The following is a 16,156-nucleotide window of genomic DNA, read 5'->3' on the forward strand; positions in this document are numbered from 1 at the left end:
AAAAGTACATGAAGTCCACCAAAGGAACTCCATGTACCTATATGAAATATAAATGGGTTATGTGCCTTGTCCATTGAAGAACACATCAATCGTGCTTGGTGCACCAATGAGGCTGGAGCGGTAGGAAAGACGTGTGTATTTGAGAAAACGCTGTGGTACGAGTACATCTACTGATCCGGACAAAATGCCAGTCACAGTGGTCACATCCGTGTACCAGTTCGTTCCGTTGGCACTGATCTCAACCAGAGCATCCACCCGGTTTACACCCGGCCCCCGGTTATATACAAAGAAAGAATACGTGCCAAATACACTGGTCGTAACCGCTGGAAGCGCGGTGAAGGTGTTTGCTGTAGGTGTGCTTATGATCTGTGACTCCTGAAAACTCTTTTGTGAAATGGACGTCACACTGCTGAGCGTTCCTGCGGTGATCGTTGCGCCAAGCACACTCGTAATCGTACCATTTAGCAAGTTCGTCAACGTACCTGCAGTTACGGTTGCACCAAGGACACTTGTAATGGTTCCATTCAATAAGTTCGTAAGCGTTCCTGCGGTGATCGTTGCTCCGAGCACACTCGTAATCGTACCATTCAACAAGTTCGTTAATGTTCCCGCTGTTACCGTTGCTCCGAGTATACCTGTAATGGTCCCCGCTGTAATCGTCGCTCCAAGCACGCTCGTGATTGTTCCTGCCGTGATTGTTGCTCCCAGTACACTTGTGATTGTACCATTCAGCAAGTTGGTGAGTGTCCCTGCTGTTACGGTTGCCCCAAGCACGCTGGTAATGGTTCCGGCCGTAATCGTTGCTCCTAGTACACTTGTGATTGTACCATTTAGCAGGTTCGTCAATGTTCCGGCGGTTACAGTCGCTCCGAGCACACTCGTGATTGTCCCGGCAGTAATCGTCGCTCCCAGTACACTTGTGATTGTACCATTCAGCAAGTTTGTCAGCGTTCCCGCTGTCACCGTAGCTCCGAGCACACTGGTAAGTGTACCATCAAGCAAGTTGGTGAGTGTCCCTGCAGTTACAGTCGCTCCGAGCACACTCGTAATCGTTCCTGCCGTAATCGTTGCTCCCAGTACACTTGTGATTGTACCATTTAGCAGGTTCGTCAATGTTCCCGCAGTTACAGTCGCTCCAAGCACACTCGTAATCGTTCCGGCCGTGATCGTCGCTCCCAATACACTTGTGATTGTACCATTGAGCAAATTCGTTAATGTACCTGCGGTTACGGTGGCTCCCAGCACACTGTTAATTGTACCTGCCGTGATGGTCGCTCCAAGTACACTCGTAATGGTTCCGTTCAGAATGTTGGTAATGGTTCCTGCGTTAATTGTGACGGTAGTCAGACCTGAGATATTACTAATGGTCCCGTCCAAAATAATGCCAACCACATTCCCGCTTGTATCGGTTCTGACAGGCTGGGCTGTGCCTGTACTATCCTGGCCGAAAATCAACGTCCTCAGATTATCCGGATTCGTATTAAACGTCGTAAAGTTAGGCATGTGCCTCGTCCTCCTCCCTGGTCAAATCTGTGTAATCCTACTCCCTTACGGCATACGCTGCGCCTGAAAGTAAACATCAAGCCGGGTCGGTTGATCCGGTTCAACGGATCGAATTGCAAGCCGGGTATAATGCAAAAATCGCAAAGGTACCAGCGCTTTGGTCTGTCCTCCCTCGACCACCTCCTGGCTGTCCACAGCATAGTCCAAGGCATTGGGGCTGATCTGGATCTGTACCAGAGCCGGATGTTTTCCGCGATTCACAACGCCATAGGTGTACATGCTGAGTGATGAGGTGTCTTGTGCCGGGAGGGAATTCATGCTGCTGCTGGTTTCGGCTCCGACATACGTATGCTCTGTAAAACAATGAATAGCACCAGGGAGTTTCGTACGTGAGGAAGTACCCTGCTTGAACCGGGGACGAGTAATCCGGGAACAAGGGGGTTTCAGCAATTTAGCGCGGCAGGAATGACGTGAGCGGCGACGGCTTGCATATTTGGTTGGTTGCTTCGTTCTCTTCTTGCTTCGCTTCGCTGTTCGACTCATCTCGATTTCCCCTTAAAAAATGTGCTTACGCATCGTATGCCCGGATTGGATATACGGGCACGGCATCTGCCGTTATTTTGGAATTAGCAGTCCGTTCCCAAACGCTTTCTCTTGTTGATACATACAATGCAAGTAATGAGGACATGCGAAACAAATAGTATCGCGAGACCAGTTTCATCTATTCAGAGGGGGGGACAAGATGACAAACTCTAATGTGTTCAACCAGTCTAATGGGCCCCTGTTCACTCAACTGACCAACACTTATGCAGCCCCGGGTATTGAGGCTTCAGCAGATGCCGGTGCAGCTGCGGCTGGCAGTTTTTTTGCCCTGACGACCAATAATACATCGATCCCTTCCAGCCAAAACCTCCTTCTTCAAATCCTGAATGCAAGTGGAAGTGGCAGAACAGTACGAATTGCCAGCCTTTCGGGAGGTACAACGGCTGCAGCCACACTGGCCGTATATTCCGGGGGCACGGTGACGGCAGGAAGTACACCTACACCCGTCAATACATTGCTTGGCAACGCCAATTCCAGCATCGTTACTACAAGGCAAAATACCGGCACGCTTGGGGGGACTTTCACAAGTTTGCTCAGCATACCTCTCACTGCGGGAATGTATTTTTTGGATTTAAACGGTTCCATTCTTGTTCCACCGGGACAATCACTATCCATTAGTTTGGGAACTGGAAGTCAGACTGCAGCCATTAATCTCTTCTGGTGGGAATTCTAAGCATGATGCTTATAAAAGGAGGTGCACACTGTGCCGAACAATAATGTATTTAATCCATTAAATCTGCCTGTCTATACGTCCAATACGAACACGTATATCTCTCCCGGCATTGTTGCTCCTCCGGAGAATAGTGCTGGCAGTACCGGCAATCTATACAATGCAGGTTCCACCAACTCCACAACACTGGGATTACTGGGAGGAACGGTGATTGCCACCGTTCAATTAGCCAATCCAGTTGGGAGTGGGAGAACCCTGTATGTATCACGGCTCTCTGGTGGAATCACAGTGGCACTGAATCTGTTGTCATCCTTCAGCGGTTCCATGAGTCTGACCGCGAACGGAACGCTAAGCTCTCCCAGTACACTCACGGCGGTCAACAGCAATCTTTCCAGCAGCAATACCAGTGCAGCCATCGTACGATTCTCTTCTTCTGCGCCTTCAGGAGCGACCTCATTGATGGCGATGCCCCTTCAAGCGGGGCCTTTCCAATCCAATGAATTTGGCCGTTATGTGCTTCCTCCAGGTCAAGCCATTAACCTCTCTGTCAGCGGATCACTTTCGGTTGGTGGACTGTTGGCCTCTACGGCTTATTTCACTTGGTGGGAAGTCTGATTTGTTCAACGATGCACAACCAGTACAACGTGCAAACAACCGCCTTCGGATGAAAACGGAAGCGGCTGTTCGTTTTATTGTAGATACAATGAATGTTTAACATGTTGACCCGAGAAAGCAGTCAGACCGATTCCTGCGGAATGGTCTCTTTCGCTTCCGATAGGAGAGGCGGCTTCGCCTCCCATAGGATGCGCTGTAGCAGTATTCCGGCAAGGCCAATCACCAGCGTAGCGAGACCGATATATTGAAAGGTGGGACTCGGTCCTGCAACTCGAATGAGCGCTCCACCTGCAAGTGGGGCTACAACAAGTACAACACTGAATAGTGAATTTTGAATGCCGAAGACACGTCCTACATAGGCAGGAGGGGTTTCCTTTTGCAACAAATAATTCAGTGTTACCATAAAGAGCCCATTGCCTACCCCAATGCACAACCCCCACATTAAGACCCAAATTTCAGGTGTTTGTGGGCCAATCCACCCTAATGCAGCAATCCCAGCCCCGATGAACAGATATCCTCCACCTAGCCCCCACCCATACCCAATTCTCGGCAAACGATTTAACAGCAAAATGATGACTATGGCTCCGGCACCTCCCGATGAACCCAACCAACCTAACAGCGATTCATTCCCCGGCTTGATTTCCCGAAACAGAGTCGTAAATTGATAATCGATCATCAGGATAGCCATGAGTCCAAAACAGCCGAACAGCATCGTGCTCAGTACGGGGCGACTGCTCTGTATAAAACGCCAGCCTTGCTGCCACTGGGTAAACAACGATTCGGGGATATCCCTTGCATCAGCCGTACTTCCGTCTGGTTCAACAGCCTCCGGCTTCTCCATCAACCGTCGCAAGGGCCATAACACTGCGCCCGACAGCAGGCGGGTACAAGCATTGATTAATATACAGATCTGTGGTGAAAAGAAGGCCAAAATGACTGCACCTAGCAGCGGTCCCGCCACTTTCGAGCACTGGTTCACAAAACCATTTAGGGACGATGCCTGAAACAGATGCTCCTCTGCCACCACCTGGCGGGTTAGCGCCTGCTGGGCGGGAACATGGAACACTCCCATCATGGCCCGCAGGGCAAGCAGTGGAAGCAACCACAGCGGACTTGGTGCAAATAAAATTGCAATGGTTAATCCCACCGTGATTACATCACACAGGAGCATGATTTTCACTTTGTGCAGCCGATCAGCCAGTGCACCAGCAACGGAGCCCAGCAGTATGCCCGGTACGGCCATACATACAGGAATAAGGGCAATAATCAGCGGATCGGCACCCCATCGGTAGGCCACCATGACCTGAATGGCGAGTGCATCAAACCAGTCTCCAAACGTAGCCAGCGAATAGGCAATAAACATGCGGACAAACCGGAGATTGGTCCATAAACTTCTGGAGGGTTCGGTGGATTCAGTGGATGTGGGTTCATTTGAAATGACGGTCATACGTGTACTTCCTCCCTTGATTACAGCCGTGTGTGGTCTGTGTGTTACTTGACTGTAATCATAAGAGAGTTATATCAGAGGAAGATCAGAGGATGGGGAGATAGGGGATAAAAATTTACGTATTTCATCTACAATTCGTTGTTTATAGGTGGGAACACCATAATTTTTACAAATATCTGCGTAAAATTGATGATATTTCCTGCACAGTCTGCCTTCAATTCGATGTTGTTCCATGAACAGGAGGATCTGATATGCAGCATTCAGATATAGCGGCACATTCAGCGACATTTTCAACACGTCCAGTCCGTCATCCATCCTAAGTTCCGCTTCACGCACTCGCCCTTGCCGAAGCAACCATAAACCTTCCATCACCTGAAAACGTCCGATCTCCCGCAGATAGGGGGCATCCTTCAATCCTGCTCGCAGCACTGCCATTTGAGCCTCAACAGCTTCACCGCTACCACCCCACAGTTCCACGTATAACGCTGCAAGGGTTACCGGCAGTCTGAAATTCTTGAGCTCGTCCGTCTCTATCAGACGATACGTCTCCTCCAGTTGCATCCGAGCACGCTCGTATTGACCTACCTCTGCATAGAGTTCAATGATGTTCAAAATGCGGAGTTCTCGAAGCAATTCCGCAGATAATGCCGATGAATTCAATGCTTGCTCATATAAGGGTAAGCTTTCTGATGGTTCAATTAGCGAATGAACAAAAATAAGTAACCAGTATAAACGCTCTTCAAAAGAAATTTCCTTTGTTGTAATTAGCCATTCCAGATCGCCCTGTATAAAATGGATATACAACTGATAGTACGGCTCAATCTGAATGCCTAGCGCTTCCTGCTGTTGAACCAGGGTCTGTATGGCATTTCCCTGCCCAAACAAGTGATATTTACGAAGTAATCCGTGAATGACTTCCTGCATTTCCGGGTCCTGAGCAGAAGGACTAGCGGGCAGAACGGACTTGTTCTCTTGCACCGTAAGCCGATATCCGTATCCCCGTACCGTATCCAGACTAATCTCATCCCAACGTTTTAATTTCTTGCGCAGGCGGTAGATATGATCATCCACCGTGCGTTCAACCGGATACTCCAGCGGCCATACCCGGTCCAACAGTTGGCTGCGCGTGAAGACTTTATCCTTGTTCTCATATAAAAAATGAAAAAGCGCAAATTCCTTCGCCAGCAGGCGAATGGAATCCATACGCCGGGTTACGGTGTATGTTCCTTCATCCAATTGTAAAGACATGCCTGGTTCCTCCTATGTATTCTTCTCATCATATTTTCAACATACCACAAAAACCCTTTGCGAGAACGCAAAAGGTTTCTGTAATAAAGAGCTTGTTATAGTACGAAATAGTTATTTGGGGACAAGTTATTTCCTTGTTTTAACCGAGTACGACCCGGTCATCCGCCATTTTTTTGCCGCTAATCCGCTCGAATTCACCAAGCAACTCTGGCACGGTCAACGTACGCTTGCGCTCTTCGCTGACATCCAGAATAATGCGGCCTTTATCCATCATGATTAAACGATTGCCCAGACGGATGGCCTGTTCCATATTGTGCGTCACCATCAGTGTGGTAAGTCTCATCTCACGCACAAGTGTCTCCGTCAGTTCCGTGATCAGTTCGGCACGCGAGGGGTCAAGGGCTGCCGTATGCTCATCAAGTAGCAGAATCTGCGGCTGGGTAAACGTAGCCATCAACAGGCTGAGTGCCTGCCGCTCCCCGCCTGACAAGAGACCTACCTTCGCGTTAGGCCGCTTCTCCAGTCCGATTCCCAGCTTCTCCAGTTGCGTGTTAAAAATCTCACGTCTGGCACGGGTAACGCCGAAGCCCAATCCACGTCCTTTGCCACGCTTGTATGCCATCGCCATATTTTCTTCAATGGACATATGCGGTGCTGTTCCTGCCATCGGGTCCTGAAACACCCGGCCAATCCAGCTGCTGCGTTTATGCTCCGGCAGGTTTTTGATGGAACGATCATTGATTAGCACATCACCCATATCCGGCTTCATCACACCCGAAATGATGTTCATCAACGTCGATTTACCTGCTCCGTTACTGCCAATGACCGTCACAAAATCTCCCGGATTCATCGTCAGATTCACACCAACAAGCGCAGTCTTCTCGTCCGTTGTGCCTGGGTTGAACAGCTTGGTTACTTGCGTAATCTCCAGCATGCTCACATACCTCCCTTCGCCTGTTGACCCCCGGATCGCATCAACTCTTCTGTTCGTTTGCGAGCCAGACTCCGCTGCTTCATGGAACGCTGCATCGTTGGGAATACAAGGGCAATGATGACGATCACTGCGGTAATCAACTTCAGATCAGATGTATCAAACCATTCGACCTGTAGGGCAAGTGCAACCACAATCCGGTAAATTACTGAACCAACGATTGCTGCAAGTGTAGCCCAAAACACCGTTCTTGCACCAAGGATGGCTTCACCAATGATGACGGAAGCCAGTCCAATGACGATCATACCGATACCCATTGTGATGTCCGCAAAACCGGATTGCTGGGCAATAAATGCCCCAGACAGAGCTACCAATCCATTGGATAAGCTGACACCTACAATCGTCGTTACATCCGTATTTGCACCAAAGCTGCGAATCATGCGTTTGTTATCCCCTGTGGCACGGAGCGCCAGGCCAACATCTGTTTTCATGAACAGATCGAGCATGATTTTAAACACGAGTACCACGATAATAATAAGCACCATGACATGCTCACCTGAGAATGGATTATCCATACCCATAATGGATTTATTCGGTGCGCCAAGAATACGCATATTAATGGAGTAGAGCGCGATCATCATCAAGATCCCGGATAACAACCCGTTAATCTTGCCTTTGGTATGAAGCAGACCTGTACAAGCCCCGGCCACCATGCCGCCAGCCATTGCCGCCAAACAGGCAAGCCAAGGAGAGAAGTCATTGGAGATCATCACCGCCGCGATTGCGCCTCCTGTTGTAAAACTTCCGTCTACGGTAAGGTCAGGAAAATCGAGTATGCGGAACGTAATATACACACCAAGAGCCATCAGTGCATATAAAAGTCCCAGCTCGATTGCTCCTTCAATTGAATTCCAGCTTATACTCACGTTACTTCCTCCCTGTCTATCGAAAAGAATGAGGCGAACCCGTTGCACGTTCGCCTCGCATCCATACTGCCGGATGATGATCCGGTCAGATTATTGAATAATGTTGTTTTCTTGGTCTTTTACTTCCGCCTTCATCTCATCCGTAACCGTGATGCCTTGGGCTTCCGCTGCTTTCAGGTTCAGGATCAGATCCAGCTTGTCTGGAACGGTGACTTTCATATCACCAGGATTCGTACCATTCTTCAGAATGTCCGCAGCCATCTCACCCACCTGATATCCATGGTCATAATATTTGAAGCCTACCGTTGCGAAAGCTCCTTTTTCAACCGTATCCCGGTCACTGGAGAAGAACGGAATTTTATTGCTGTTCGCCGTTTGGATGATCGTATCCACCGCACTTACGACAGAGTTATCAAGCGTAATGTAGAAGGCATCTACTTTGCCAACCAGAGAATCCGTTGCCTGTTTAACTTCAGATGTATTCGTAACTGGTGCTTTCACCAGCTTGATATTATGTGTTGCGAGCGCTTTTTCTGCGTTATCTGCCATAACCACTGCATTCGGTTCACCTTCGTTAATGACCAAGCCTACCGTTTTTACATCCGGCAGATTTTTGGCGATAAAGTCAGCCAATTGTACGATAGCCTCCGGGTTCGTGTCGGATGCACCTGTAACATTGCCGCCCGGCTTATCCATATCAGTTACCAATTTGGCGCCCAGTGGGTCTGTTACCGCCGCGAACAGCAATGGCTTGTCCTTCACTTGCTGAGCCAGAGCCAACGCCGATGGTGTTGCGATTCCGAGTACGAGATCATTTTTGGAATCACCCGAGATTTTCTGTGCAATGGACAGGTTGTTCGTCGAATCACCTTGCGCGTTATTGTAATCGATTTTGAGGTTCTTGTTCTCTTCAATACCCGCATCCTTCAGGGCTGCGATGAAACCTTCGCGTGTAGCATCCAGAGATGGATGTTCAACAATCTGGGAGATGGCAATCTGGTATGATTTTTCCTCGCTGCCTCCACCTGTTGTACTCCCCGATCCTTCGGATTCCGAGCCTGTACCGCTGTTATTTCCGCAACCTGCCGCAACGATCATTGAAGCAACCATCATCAGTGACATCCAAAATTTCTTTTTCATGTGTGAGAACCCCTCTCCATCTTATAAAATGTGGTTACCCTTATCGAGATTCCATTGACACGATAGGGTGGGACAAAACAAACGCTTCAACGCATTGTTGCTTTGATCGACAAAAGCAGACAAATATAGACTTTTGTCATGCGACTGAAGTCCATGAACCGTGTTAGTGTTTTATTGTTCCCCTAATATTAAGGGGCGTCCCGATATACGTCAATGGTTGAACCGCTTCCAATTTACTCTCATCGGTTGATTGTGATAGGAAATATTACATAAGATCAAAAAAGGCAACCCACATGTTATGCGAGCAGCCTCATATAGATAGCTTATTTTTCTTCTTGAATTGCTTTTAGCTCAGCAGAGGTTAGTCCCGTCGCTTTGACAATGGTCTCTTGATCAAGACCCAAGGTGAGCATATTCAATGCAATTTTCCGCTTGCTCTCAGCTTCACTTTCTTCGATTCCTTTTTGAATTCCTTCCTCCATGCCTTACTTGAGACCCTCTTCTCGTGCGCCCTCAATCATGGATATCTGATCCCGTAAAAACTTTTGACGTGCTTCATACTGTTCGCGGAACTCTTCATCCTCGCTCAGTTCCTTCAATAGATTCATGGCCTTTTTCAAAGCCGGTTCGGGTTCATGCATCATTAACGCCTCCCATCTAACATAGAGTTATGTATAAGAATCTGGTGTTATCTCAGATTATATTACGTATCTCACTACAAAAATAACGTTTTTACGTCATTTTCACCCAAAAAAAGAGACTATTTCGACGAATCGAAACAATCTCTTGTGTATAAACCGTTAATTCCCTGACGCTTCGCGAATCTCATACTTGCACCTTTTGCCGCCATCGGCGTAACATTCGGTACGCTCCACCTCCGCTTGAAGCAGCGAGCGGAACAATTCCAGTTCACAGCGACAAGCCTGCTTGTAGACACTCGCAACTTGCACAATCGGGCAGTTCATTTCCGTAATGACGTAGGTTCCATCTTCTTCTCTGGACGCATCCGCCATATATCCGTTGGCATTCTGAATTCGCGCGAGTTCCTCCACTCGTCCGGCCAGATCCTGGCCCTCCATCTGTGGCAATCCGCTGCGGAGCAGCTTGTCCCGGCGACTCTCGAACAATGCATCCACCACACCGCTCCCGGCTGATTCAGACAATTCTTCAAGCAGTTCCAGCGTAAGGGACGAATATGATTTTGGAAAAAAGCTGTCCCCGCGTACCGTCAATTGGTACACCGAGGATGGACGTCCAGCTGTAGCCCGGGCCTCCCGAACCTCGATCCAGCCGTCCTGCTCCAGTGCTGTCAGATGACGGCGAATGGCCATGCCGGTCAGACCCAGATCAGCTGTCATTTCCCTCGCGGTCAATGTACCTTGCTGCTTCAGCATGAACAAAATCCGTTCACGCGTCGTTCGTTCCTCTTCGCGCTTCACGATCAGCACCTGCTCTCCTGCTTATGCGTGTACCGGTGCTGCCTCCCGGCAGGCATCCGAACAAAAGCGGTTATGCGTCTCTTCGCAATCCTCGCAGCTTACGTGCTGCAGGTTGCAGGTTGGACAATTAATATATCGGTCATGTGTGGTTCCACAGTGATAACAGCTGGCAATGACAATATCCTCTTCTGTCCGGTTAATCGGTACAGAGATTCGCTCGTCAAACACGTAACATTTACCATCGAATAGATGGCCTTGAACTTCTGGATCTTTACCATACGTGACAATACCGCCGTCTAATTGAGCCACGTCCTGGAATCCTTCATTAATCATGAATCCGGTCAGCTTCTCGCAGCGAATACCACCCGTGCAGTAGGTAATAATCGTTTTATCTTTCATGTCACCTAGGTTCTCGCGAATCCACTCCGGGAACTCACGGAACGACTCAACATCTGGACGGATGGCGCCGCGGAAATGGCCGATTTCGTATTCATAATCATTGCGACCATCGATAACGATGACATCATCCCGTTGCAGATGCTCATGGAACTCTTTCGGTGAGAGGCGTTTGCCACTAATCACATTTGGATCCAGATCTTCGTCTACGCGGAACGTAACCAACTCTGCTTTGTGACGAACAAAGATTTTTTTGAATGCATGTTCTTCCACATCATCAATCTTGAACACCATATCGCTGAACAGTGGGTTCGCATGCATGTCTTTCATATACTGTTCCGTCTGTTCCGGCGTTCCGGATACCGTGCCGTTAATGCCTTCGGATGCGATCAGGATACGTCCTTTCACACCGAGGTCCTTGCAGTATTGCAAATGCTCTTGTGTAAACGTCTCGGGGTCTTCAATCTTCACGAACTTATAATATAAAAGCACGCGATACGCGCTGTTACACATGTATATCACCTGTTCCTATTCCATGTTGTTATGAGCCGGATCATCCGGCAAGACGACTACGTTGCACCCTTACTTGTAAAAAGAAAAGAAACAGCCGCCCGAAACTTCGTCTCGAACTGCTGTCTGACATTCGACTTATATTCCTGCATTCTAGTTTATCGGAAGCGGAATAGCTTAGTCAATATAAATGTATAGAAAGGGATGAAAGATATGGAACATATCTGTCCGTAACAATCATCCTATTCCGAGATCGTAATGACCGAGGTCACAAAGTGATACGACTCATTCTCCAATACCGCCTGCGATAACAGGATCTTATTGCCTTCCGGACTCCAGGCAAGTGGGTCAGAGGCGTTGTCCATATCCGCCGAGATCTGGAACTGTTCTGCCGACTCCGTGTTGGAGACGAACAGCCCTTTCTCATTATCATTCTCGGAATTGATCGTATACGCAATCTTGGAATCATCACCCGACCAGCTGGTGCCGAAGATCTGCGTGCCTCTGGCGAGTGTGGCCTTCTCGTTACCTTCCAGATCGGTGAGCACCAGCGCCCGTTTGGTATCCGCCGTTCTTTTCACAATCGCAAGCCTTGTTCCATCATTGGAAGGAATGACCCATTCCACACTTTTCAGCACCTGTTTCACGTCACCCGTCTTCACGTCGTATGCATTCAACTGGCCGTCTTCGCCCGTAATATAATAGAGCATATTGCCTGACACTTTGATACTCCGTACATTGAAATTGCCTGTCTCCACCAGCACCTTCGTTGTTCCATCCACACTTGCCGAGATCAGATCACCCTTCATATTGGGAAAAACGACATGTTCATTATCCAGCCATGCACCCTCTTGGACGAAGCCATCCTCCTTACCGGCAGGGGTTGTCTCCCCGTTATGCAGATTCAGAATGTAACCTTTACCCGTACTTTCCTCCGGCTCCCGATAGAACAGGTACTGAGCATCCGGTGACACCAGCGGTGCACCCAGGCTAACTTCACTTTCCTTGAGCGGCGTGTCTGTACCTTTGGTTAGATCATACATATATAAGTTATGCGGGTATCTTTCCTCACCTTCAACAGTAACGGGTTTCAAGGACTTATTCTCCTTGTCGGATACAATCCAGTCGTCACTTAGCCATGCAATTCCGCGCATATTGGGCAATTTATCAATTTTCTCCAACTTGAAGCTCTGGTACACAGACGTGTTGGTATTATCTTTCACCGTAATATCGGTGCCTGTTTTTCCGCCTTGTGCATTGCTCCCCGGCTCTGTTGTTCCCCCGCATGCTGCTGTCGTTAACAGGGCAATGGCCCCGAACGTACCCAAAGCTGCTTTTTTCCAATTCATCATGGTCCCCCCTGGTTCCTCTTGCTATTAGACCAAGCATACACACGGCATACTTCCAAAGTTATTCAGACTTGTTTCGAACTTGTAAACTTGCATCAGCCAAAGGAAATACGAGTTGGAATGTCACGCCTTCCCCATTCTGAGAATCGCTCGTACTGCTTGGAAGTAAGGTGATTGTACCTCCTTGCTTTTCAACAAATTGCTTCACGAGAGATAATCCGAGCCCGGTTCCGCCGGTTTTTCTGGCCCTGTCTTTGTTCACCGTGTAAAAGGGTTCAAAAATCTTCTCCCGCGCCTCTGCCGGAATCGGCGTACCCGAGTTATAGATGCGAATGACCGCTTGACGCTCCTGCATCTGTAATTCGCTCTTCACCCGGATCACACCATCCGGAACGTTATATTTGATGGCGTTATCCAGCATGTTGATGAAGATATGCATAAGACTCTCCCGATCACTGCGGATCACCGCTGGTTCAAGATCCAGTTCCATGTTCAGCGCAAACTTCTCCGCTTTCCCACGCATCCGGCCACAGGCATCCTCCAGCAGAGCACTGACCTCTACATCTTCGGCCTGGTTCTCGAAATCATACTTCTCCAGAGCAGATAAATGCAGTACTTTCTCCACCATCTCGTACAGCCGCTCCGTTTCTTTGCCAATGTTACTCGTCGCATCATCAAGCAGTTGCGGGTCATCCTTATACATGTCGAGCAGCTCCACATAAGCTTTGATCGAGGTCAGCGGAGTCTTAAACTCATGACTGATGTTACCGATATATTGTTTCTGCTGCTGTTCCAGCGCCTGAAGCTTCTCTATCGCCAGTTGCAGCTTCTGCTGCTCCGCATGCATGGCTGTGATATTTTGCTGAATGGATGTACTCATATAATAGATGCCTTGCCCCAGCTCTCCCAATTCATCCTTACGCCTTACAGGAGACTCCGTAATGTAGTTCCCTTCCCGAATGGAATCTGCGGACCTCTTCAGCCGGGTAATCGCAACGGCAAACCGATTGTAGAACAGATAACCTAATATGAAGCTCAGCGCAACCACGGTAATTCCTGCCCATATGAACAGTTGAAGGATGCGAGTATAGAACTCATGGTAACTCTGGACAGGATATTGTATCCATACAGCGCCCATCTGTCCATCCGGGCCATCCAGTGGTGCGGCATAGAGCAGGGTCTCGCCCTGCTCATGATAAGCTATTTTATTTTGCAGTGCATAGTCCAACGTTTCCTGTACGAGTTCACTCTCGCCGGAGGCGAAGGATGCTCCCACCTGCTGGCCTGTCATGTTATAGAGTGCAATTGGCAATCCGGTAGAGTTGGCCAGCTCCTGTGCCAGCCTACGGCCATTTCGCTGTAAAAAAACGTCCTGATCGAGATGAACCGACTCGGTGTAGTAGGACTGTCGTACATTCAGGTTCACCAGCCGTGTCTGCTGCGATAGAATACCCTCAATCTGTGACTGCTGATTGCGTTCAATACCACGCAGGACCAGTGAACTAAGCACAACTACGGTCAGGATTAGCAAGGCTGCCAGAAAAACACTGAACTTCAGCTTGATGCTGACTCTCATATGGCCCCGCCTGGTTCAGGTGCAGATGCTTTGTAGCCAATACCATATACCGTCTGCAATTTTTGCTGATCTGTATCCCCGATTTTTTTGCGCAAACGCTGGATATGAATGTCCACGGTCCGTGTCCCACCCGCATATTCCATGCCCCATACCCGATCCAGCAGATCGTCTCGTGTGTACACCCGCTCAGGATTGGACATGAGAATGGTCAGCAGATCAAACTCTTTCGGTGTCAGATCCAGCTTCTCCTCATTCACAGTCACCGTGCGATGAGCAACATGAATACGCAGTGTGCCATTCACGATGGCCTGATTCTTCGAATCGTCAGGTGGTGGACTGCTTTTCTCGACACGACGCATGAGCGCTTTCACCCTTGCCAGCAATTCTCGGATCTCGAATGGTTTGGTCATGTAATCATCGGCGCCCATTTCCAGGCCAACGATCTTATCCACGATATCATTTTTGACGGTCAGCAAAATAATGCCTATATCCTCCCGGTCCTCCAGCCTGCGGCATACGCCGTATCCATCGAGCCTGGGCATCATGACGTCCAGAATCATGACTTGCGGGTGAAACGATGCGACCTTAACCAAGGCCTCTTCGCCGTCACTCGCAGTCTCAACTTCATATCCTTCGCGCCGCAGCGCGTAAGCAATGGCACTGACGATGCTTGATTCGTCATCTACCACGAGCACTTTTTTATTCATGAGATTCATCCTCTTTATCTATGTCATGGGTTAGCTTATGGGTCTATGTTAGCAAGGTCTATGTTAATTGGCTATGGATGAGTTGCAATTTGTATGACAGGTACATATCCTCTCAGCTTAGTCTTGGCTTAACTTTCTTTATACCCCAAAGGCAACAAAAAGAGCCAACCCGCGATTGGATCAGCCCTTGATCTATAGATTCCGATTCATGTTACGGTTTAGGCAACAACTTGTTAATTTCGTCTTCCGAGAGTCCAGATGCTTTAACTATAGCAGAGAGATCTACGCCAAGCATGAGTAACTGACGAGCCATTTCTCTCTTGCCTTCAGCCGCTCCTTCAGCTCGTGCGCCTTCAATCATTGATTTTTCGTCACTCAATGCTTTCATCCGAGCATCATAGGCCATTCTCGTGGACGCATCTTGACTCAAAAATTCCAGCGTATCCATCGCCTTTTTCAACATCGGTTCATTCATGGCCAGCACCTCCCAGTTTGATGTATCTATTCCTTTCAGGAATAATAACCAGTTCACGAGTCCGCCTTTTTCCATCGGAACAGAATACTGATCCAATTTGGTTAGTTCCATCACATGTATTTCGATATCATCCGTCAAACCAATACCTGTATGATCTTCCCGTAAATGAAAAACATTGTGATACCGCTCATTATCCAGACAGGAGTAATTGAGAATATTAATAGTCACGCATTTTTTTAGTAGACTGTAGTTTTCACCCTTTTTTATCTGATGAAAGTACATCTCACTCCAATAAAACAACGTCCTTTTCTCCATGTTATACGGGTTAAACAGCTGCATTTCAATGTTAATCAGTTTGCCTTCTACCGTCTTTGCTTTAATATCCAGAATGGATTGTTTATCCTCTGGACTATCCTTATCTGTATACGTGTTAACCACAGTGATCTCCGTAAGAGGAGATTCGCCGGTCTCTATAAACGTGCTGTTCAGAAAAGCTAACAAAACATCTTTGTTTTGCTCACTTCCAAAAATGCGCTTGAACACAAAATCTACTCGTGGATCGAGTAATTCCGTCACTTAGCATCAGCTCCATTCTCACCAGCATTATATCATAATTCCCAT

Annotated in this window: 17 protein-coding genes; 2 read left to right on the forward strand and 15 right to left on the reverse strand. The window is 48.3% G+C overall.

What is annotated here, in order from left to right; all coding sequences use genetic code 11:
* Positions 1-57: 57 nt before the first annotated feature.
* A complete protein-coding gene (locus MKX40_RS29005; protein WP_339238554.1) occupies positions 58-1,503 on the reverse strand; it encodes a DUF6385 domain-containing protein in 1,446 nt (481 codons plus the stop codon).
* A gap of 45 nt (positions 1,504-1,548) precedes the next feature.
* Entirely contained in the window at positions 1,549-2,046 is a 498-nt protein-coding gene (locus MKX40_RS29010) for a DUF6385 domain-containing protein (RefSeq protein ID WP_339238556.1), read from the reverse strand.
* A 199-nt stretch (positions 2,047-2,245) separates the two neighbouring features.
* On the opposite strand from MKX40_RS29010, the gene MKX40_RS29015 reads away from it, so the two are divergent.
* Together MKX40_RS29015 and MKX40_RS29020 are read left to right on the forward strand one after the other, a co-directional pair.
* Positions 2,246-2,779 carry a hypothetical protein gene (locus MKX40_RS29015; protein ID WP_339238558.1) on the forward strand — a complete coding sequence of 178 codons (534 nt, stop codon included), beginning with the start codon at positions 2,246-2,248 and terminating at the stop codon, positions 2,777-2,779.
* Between the two features lie 30 nt (positions 2,780-2,809).
* Positions 2,810-3,391, forward strand: coding sequence for a hypothetical protein (locus MKX40_RS29020; protein ID WP_339238560.1), 582 nt, complete (start codon positions 2,810-2,812; stop codon positions 3,389-3,391).
* 121 nt (positions 3,392-3,512) lie between these two features.
* On the opposite strand, the gene MKX40_RS29025 is transcribed toward MKX40_RS29020, so the two are convergent.
* From MKX40_RS29025 to MKX40_RS29085, 13 genes are all read right to left on the reverse strand, one after another.
* Positions 3,513-4,838, reverse strand: coding sequence for an MFS transporter (locus MKX40_RS29025; RefSeq protein ID WP_339238562.1), 1,326 nt, complete (start codon positions 4,836-4,838; stop codon positions 3,513-3,515).
* 69 nt (positions 4,839-4,907) lie between these two features.
* Positions 4,908-6,086 carry a winged helix-turn-helix domain-containing protein gene (locus MKX40_RS29030; RefSeq protein ID WP_339238564.1) on the reverse strand — a complete coding sequence of 393 codons (1,179 nt, stop codon included), beginning with the start codon at positions 6,084-6,086 and terminating at the stop codon, positions 4,908-4,910.
* A gap of 139 nt (positions 6,087-6,225) precedes the next feature.
* On the reverse strand, positions 6,226-7,020 hold the full coding sequence (locus tag MKX40_RS29035; protein WP_036606660.1) for an ATP-binding cassette domain-containing protein: 795 nt from the start codon (positions 7,018-7,020) through the stop codon (positions 6,226-6,228).
* Positions 7,021-7,022: 2 nt separating this feature from the next.
* On the reverse strand, positions 7,023-7,943 hold the full coding sequence (locus MKX40_RS29040; RefSeq protein ID WP_339238566.1) for an ABC transporter permease: 921 nt from the start codon (positions 7,941-7,943) through the stop codon (positions 7,023-7,025).
* Positions 7,944-8,033: 90 nt separating this feature from the next.
* A complete protein-coding gene (locus MKX40_RS29045; RefSeq protein WP_315938603.1) occupies positions 8,034-9,083 on the reverse strand; it encodes an ABC transporter substrate-binding protein in 1,050 nt (349 codons plus the stop codon).
* A 323-nt stretch (positions 9,084-9,406) separates the two neighbouring features.
* Positions 9,407-9,565, reverse strand: a complete 159-nt coding sequence (locus MKX40_RS29050; RefSeq protein ID WP_339238569.1) for a hypothetical protein — start codon at positions 9,563-9,565, stop codon at positions 9,407-9,409.
* A gap of 3 nt (positions 9,566-9,568) precedes the next feature.
* Positions 9,569-9,727 (reverse strand): hypothetical protein, encoded by a 159-nt coding sequence (locus MKX40_RS29055; protein WP_339238570.1) that lies wholly within the window; start codon positions 9,725-9,727, stop codon positions 9,569-9,571.
* A 156-nt stretch (positions 9,728-9,883) separates the two neighbouring features.
* Entirely contained in the window at positions 9,884-10,531 is a 648-nt protein-coding gene (locus tag MKX40_RS29060) for a winged helix-turn-helix transcriptional regulator (RefSeq protein WP_339238573.1), read from the reverse strand.
* A 12-nt stretch (positions 10,532-10,543) separates the two neighbouring features.
* Positions 10,544-11,431, reverse strand: coding sequence for a rhodanese-related sulfurtransferase (locus MKX40_RS29065; RefSeq protein ID WP_124116691.1), 888 nt, complete (start codon positions 11,429-11,431; stop codon positions 10,544-10,546).
* A 239-nt stretch (positions 11,432-11,670) separates the two neighbouring features.
* Positions 11,671-12,780, reverse strand: coding sequence for a hypothetical protein (locus MKX40_RS29070; protein ID WP_339238576.1), 1,110 nt, complete (start codon positions 12,778-12,780; stop codon positions 11,671-11,673).
* Positions 12,781-12,838: 58 nt separating this feature from the next.
* Entirely contained in the window at positions 12,839-14,353 is a 1,515-nt protein-coding gene (locus tag MKX40_RS29075) for a HAMP domain-containing sensor histidine kinase (protein ID WP_339238578.1), read from the reverse strand.
* Positions 14,350-15,060 carry a response regulator transcription factor gene (locus MKX40_RS29080; RefSeq protein WP_339238580.1) on the reverse strand — a complete coding sequence of 237 codons (711 nt, stop codon included), beginning with the start codon at positions 15,058-15,060 and terminating at the stop codon, positions 14,350-14,352. The genes MKX40_RS29075 and MKX40_RS29080 overlap by 4 nt, the downstream gene beginning before the upstream one ends.
* A gap of 211 nt (positions 15,061-15,271) precedes the next feature.
* A complete protein-coding gene (locus MKX40_RS29085; RefSeq protein WP_339238582.1) occupies positions 15,272-16,111 on the reverse strand; it encodes an Rpn family recombination-promoting nuclease/putative transposase in 840 nt (279 codons plus the stop codon).
* Between the last annotated feature and the right edge of the window lie 45 nt (positions 16,112-16,156).

This window comes from Paenibacillus sp. FSL R5-0517 (genome assembly GCF_037974355.1).
Classification (GTDB): Bacteria; Bacillota; Bacilli; order Paenibacillales; family Paenibacillaceae; genus Paenibacillus.

What these genes read in the sequence shown, in the direction of transcription:
- MKX40_RS29030 (WP_339238564.1), bottom strand. Translation starts at nt 6,086, where the DNA reads ATGTCTTTACAATTGGATGAAGGAACATACACCGTAACCCGGCGTATG.
- MKX40_RS29005 (WP_339238554.1), bottom strand. Translation starts at nt 1,503, where the DNA reads ATGCCTAACTTTACGACGTTTAATACGAATCCGGATAATCTGAGGACG.
- MKX40_RS29065 (WP_124116691.1), bottom strand. Translation starts at nt 11,431, where the DNA reads ATGTGTAACAGCGCGTATCGCGTGCTTTTATATTATAAGTTCGTGAAG.
- MKX40_RS29025 (WP_339238562.1), bottom strand. Translation starts at nt 4,838, where the DNA reads ATGACCGTCATTTCAAATGAACCCACATCCACTGAATCCACCGAACCC.
- MKX40_RS29080 (WP_339238580.1), bottom strand. Translation starts at nt 15,060, where the DNA reads ATGAATAAAAAAGTGCTCGTGGTAGATGACGAATCAAGCATCGTCAGT.
- MKX40_RS29035 (WP_036606660.1), bottom strand. Translation starts at nt 7,020, where the DNA reads ATGCTGGAGATTACGCAAGTAACCAAGCTGTTCAACCCAGGCACAACG.
- MKX40_RS29070 (WP_339238576.1), bottom strand. Translation starts at nt 12,780, where the DNA reads ATGATGAATTGGAAAAAAGCAGCTTTGGGTACGTTCGGGGCCATTGCC.
- MKX40_RS29050 (WP_339238569.1), bottom strand. Translation starts at nt 9,565, where the DNA reads ATGGAGGAAGGAATTCAAAAAGGAATCGAAGAAAGTGAAGCTGAGAGC.
- MKX40_RS29045 (WP_315938603.1), bottom strand. Translation starts at nt 9,083, where the DNA reads ATGAAAAAGAAATTTTGGATGTCACTGATGATGGTTGCTTCAATGATC.
- MKX40_RS29015 (WP_339238558.1), top strand. Translation starts at nt 2,246, where the DNA reads ATGACAAACTCTAATGTGTTCAACCAGTCTAATGGGCCCCTGTTCACT.
- MKX40_RS29055 (WP_339238570.1), bottom strand. Translation starts at nt 9,727, where the DNA reads ATGATGCATGAACCCGAACCGGCTTTGAAAAAGGCCATGAATCTATTG.
- MKX40_RS29010 (WP_339238556.1), bottom strand. Translation starts at nt 2,046, where the DNA reads ATGAGTCGAACAGCGAAGCGAAGCAAGAAGAGAACGAAGCAACCAACC.
- MKX40_RS29075 (WP_339238578.1), bottom strand. Translation starts at nt 14,353, where the DNA reads ATGAGAGTCAGCATCAAGCTGAAGTTCAGTGTTTTTCTGGCAGCCTTG.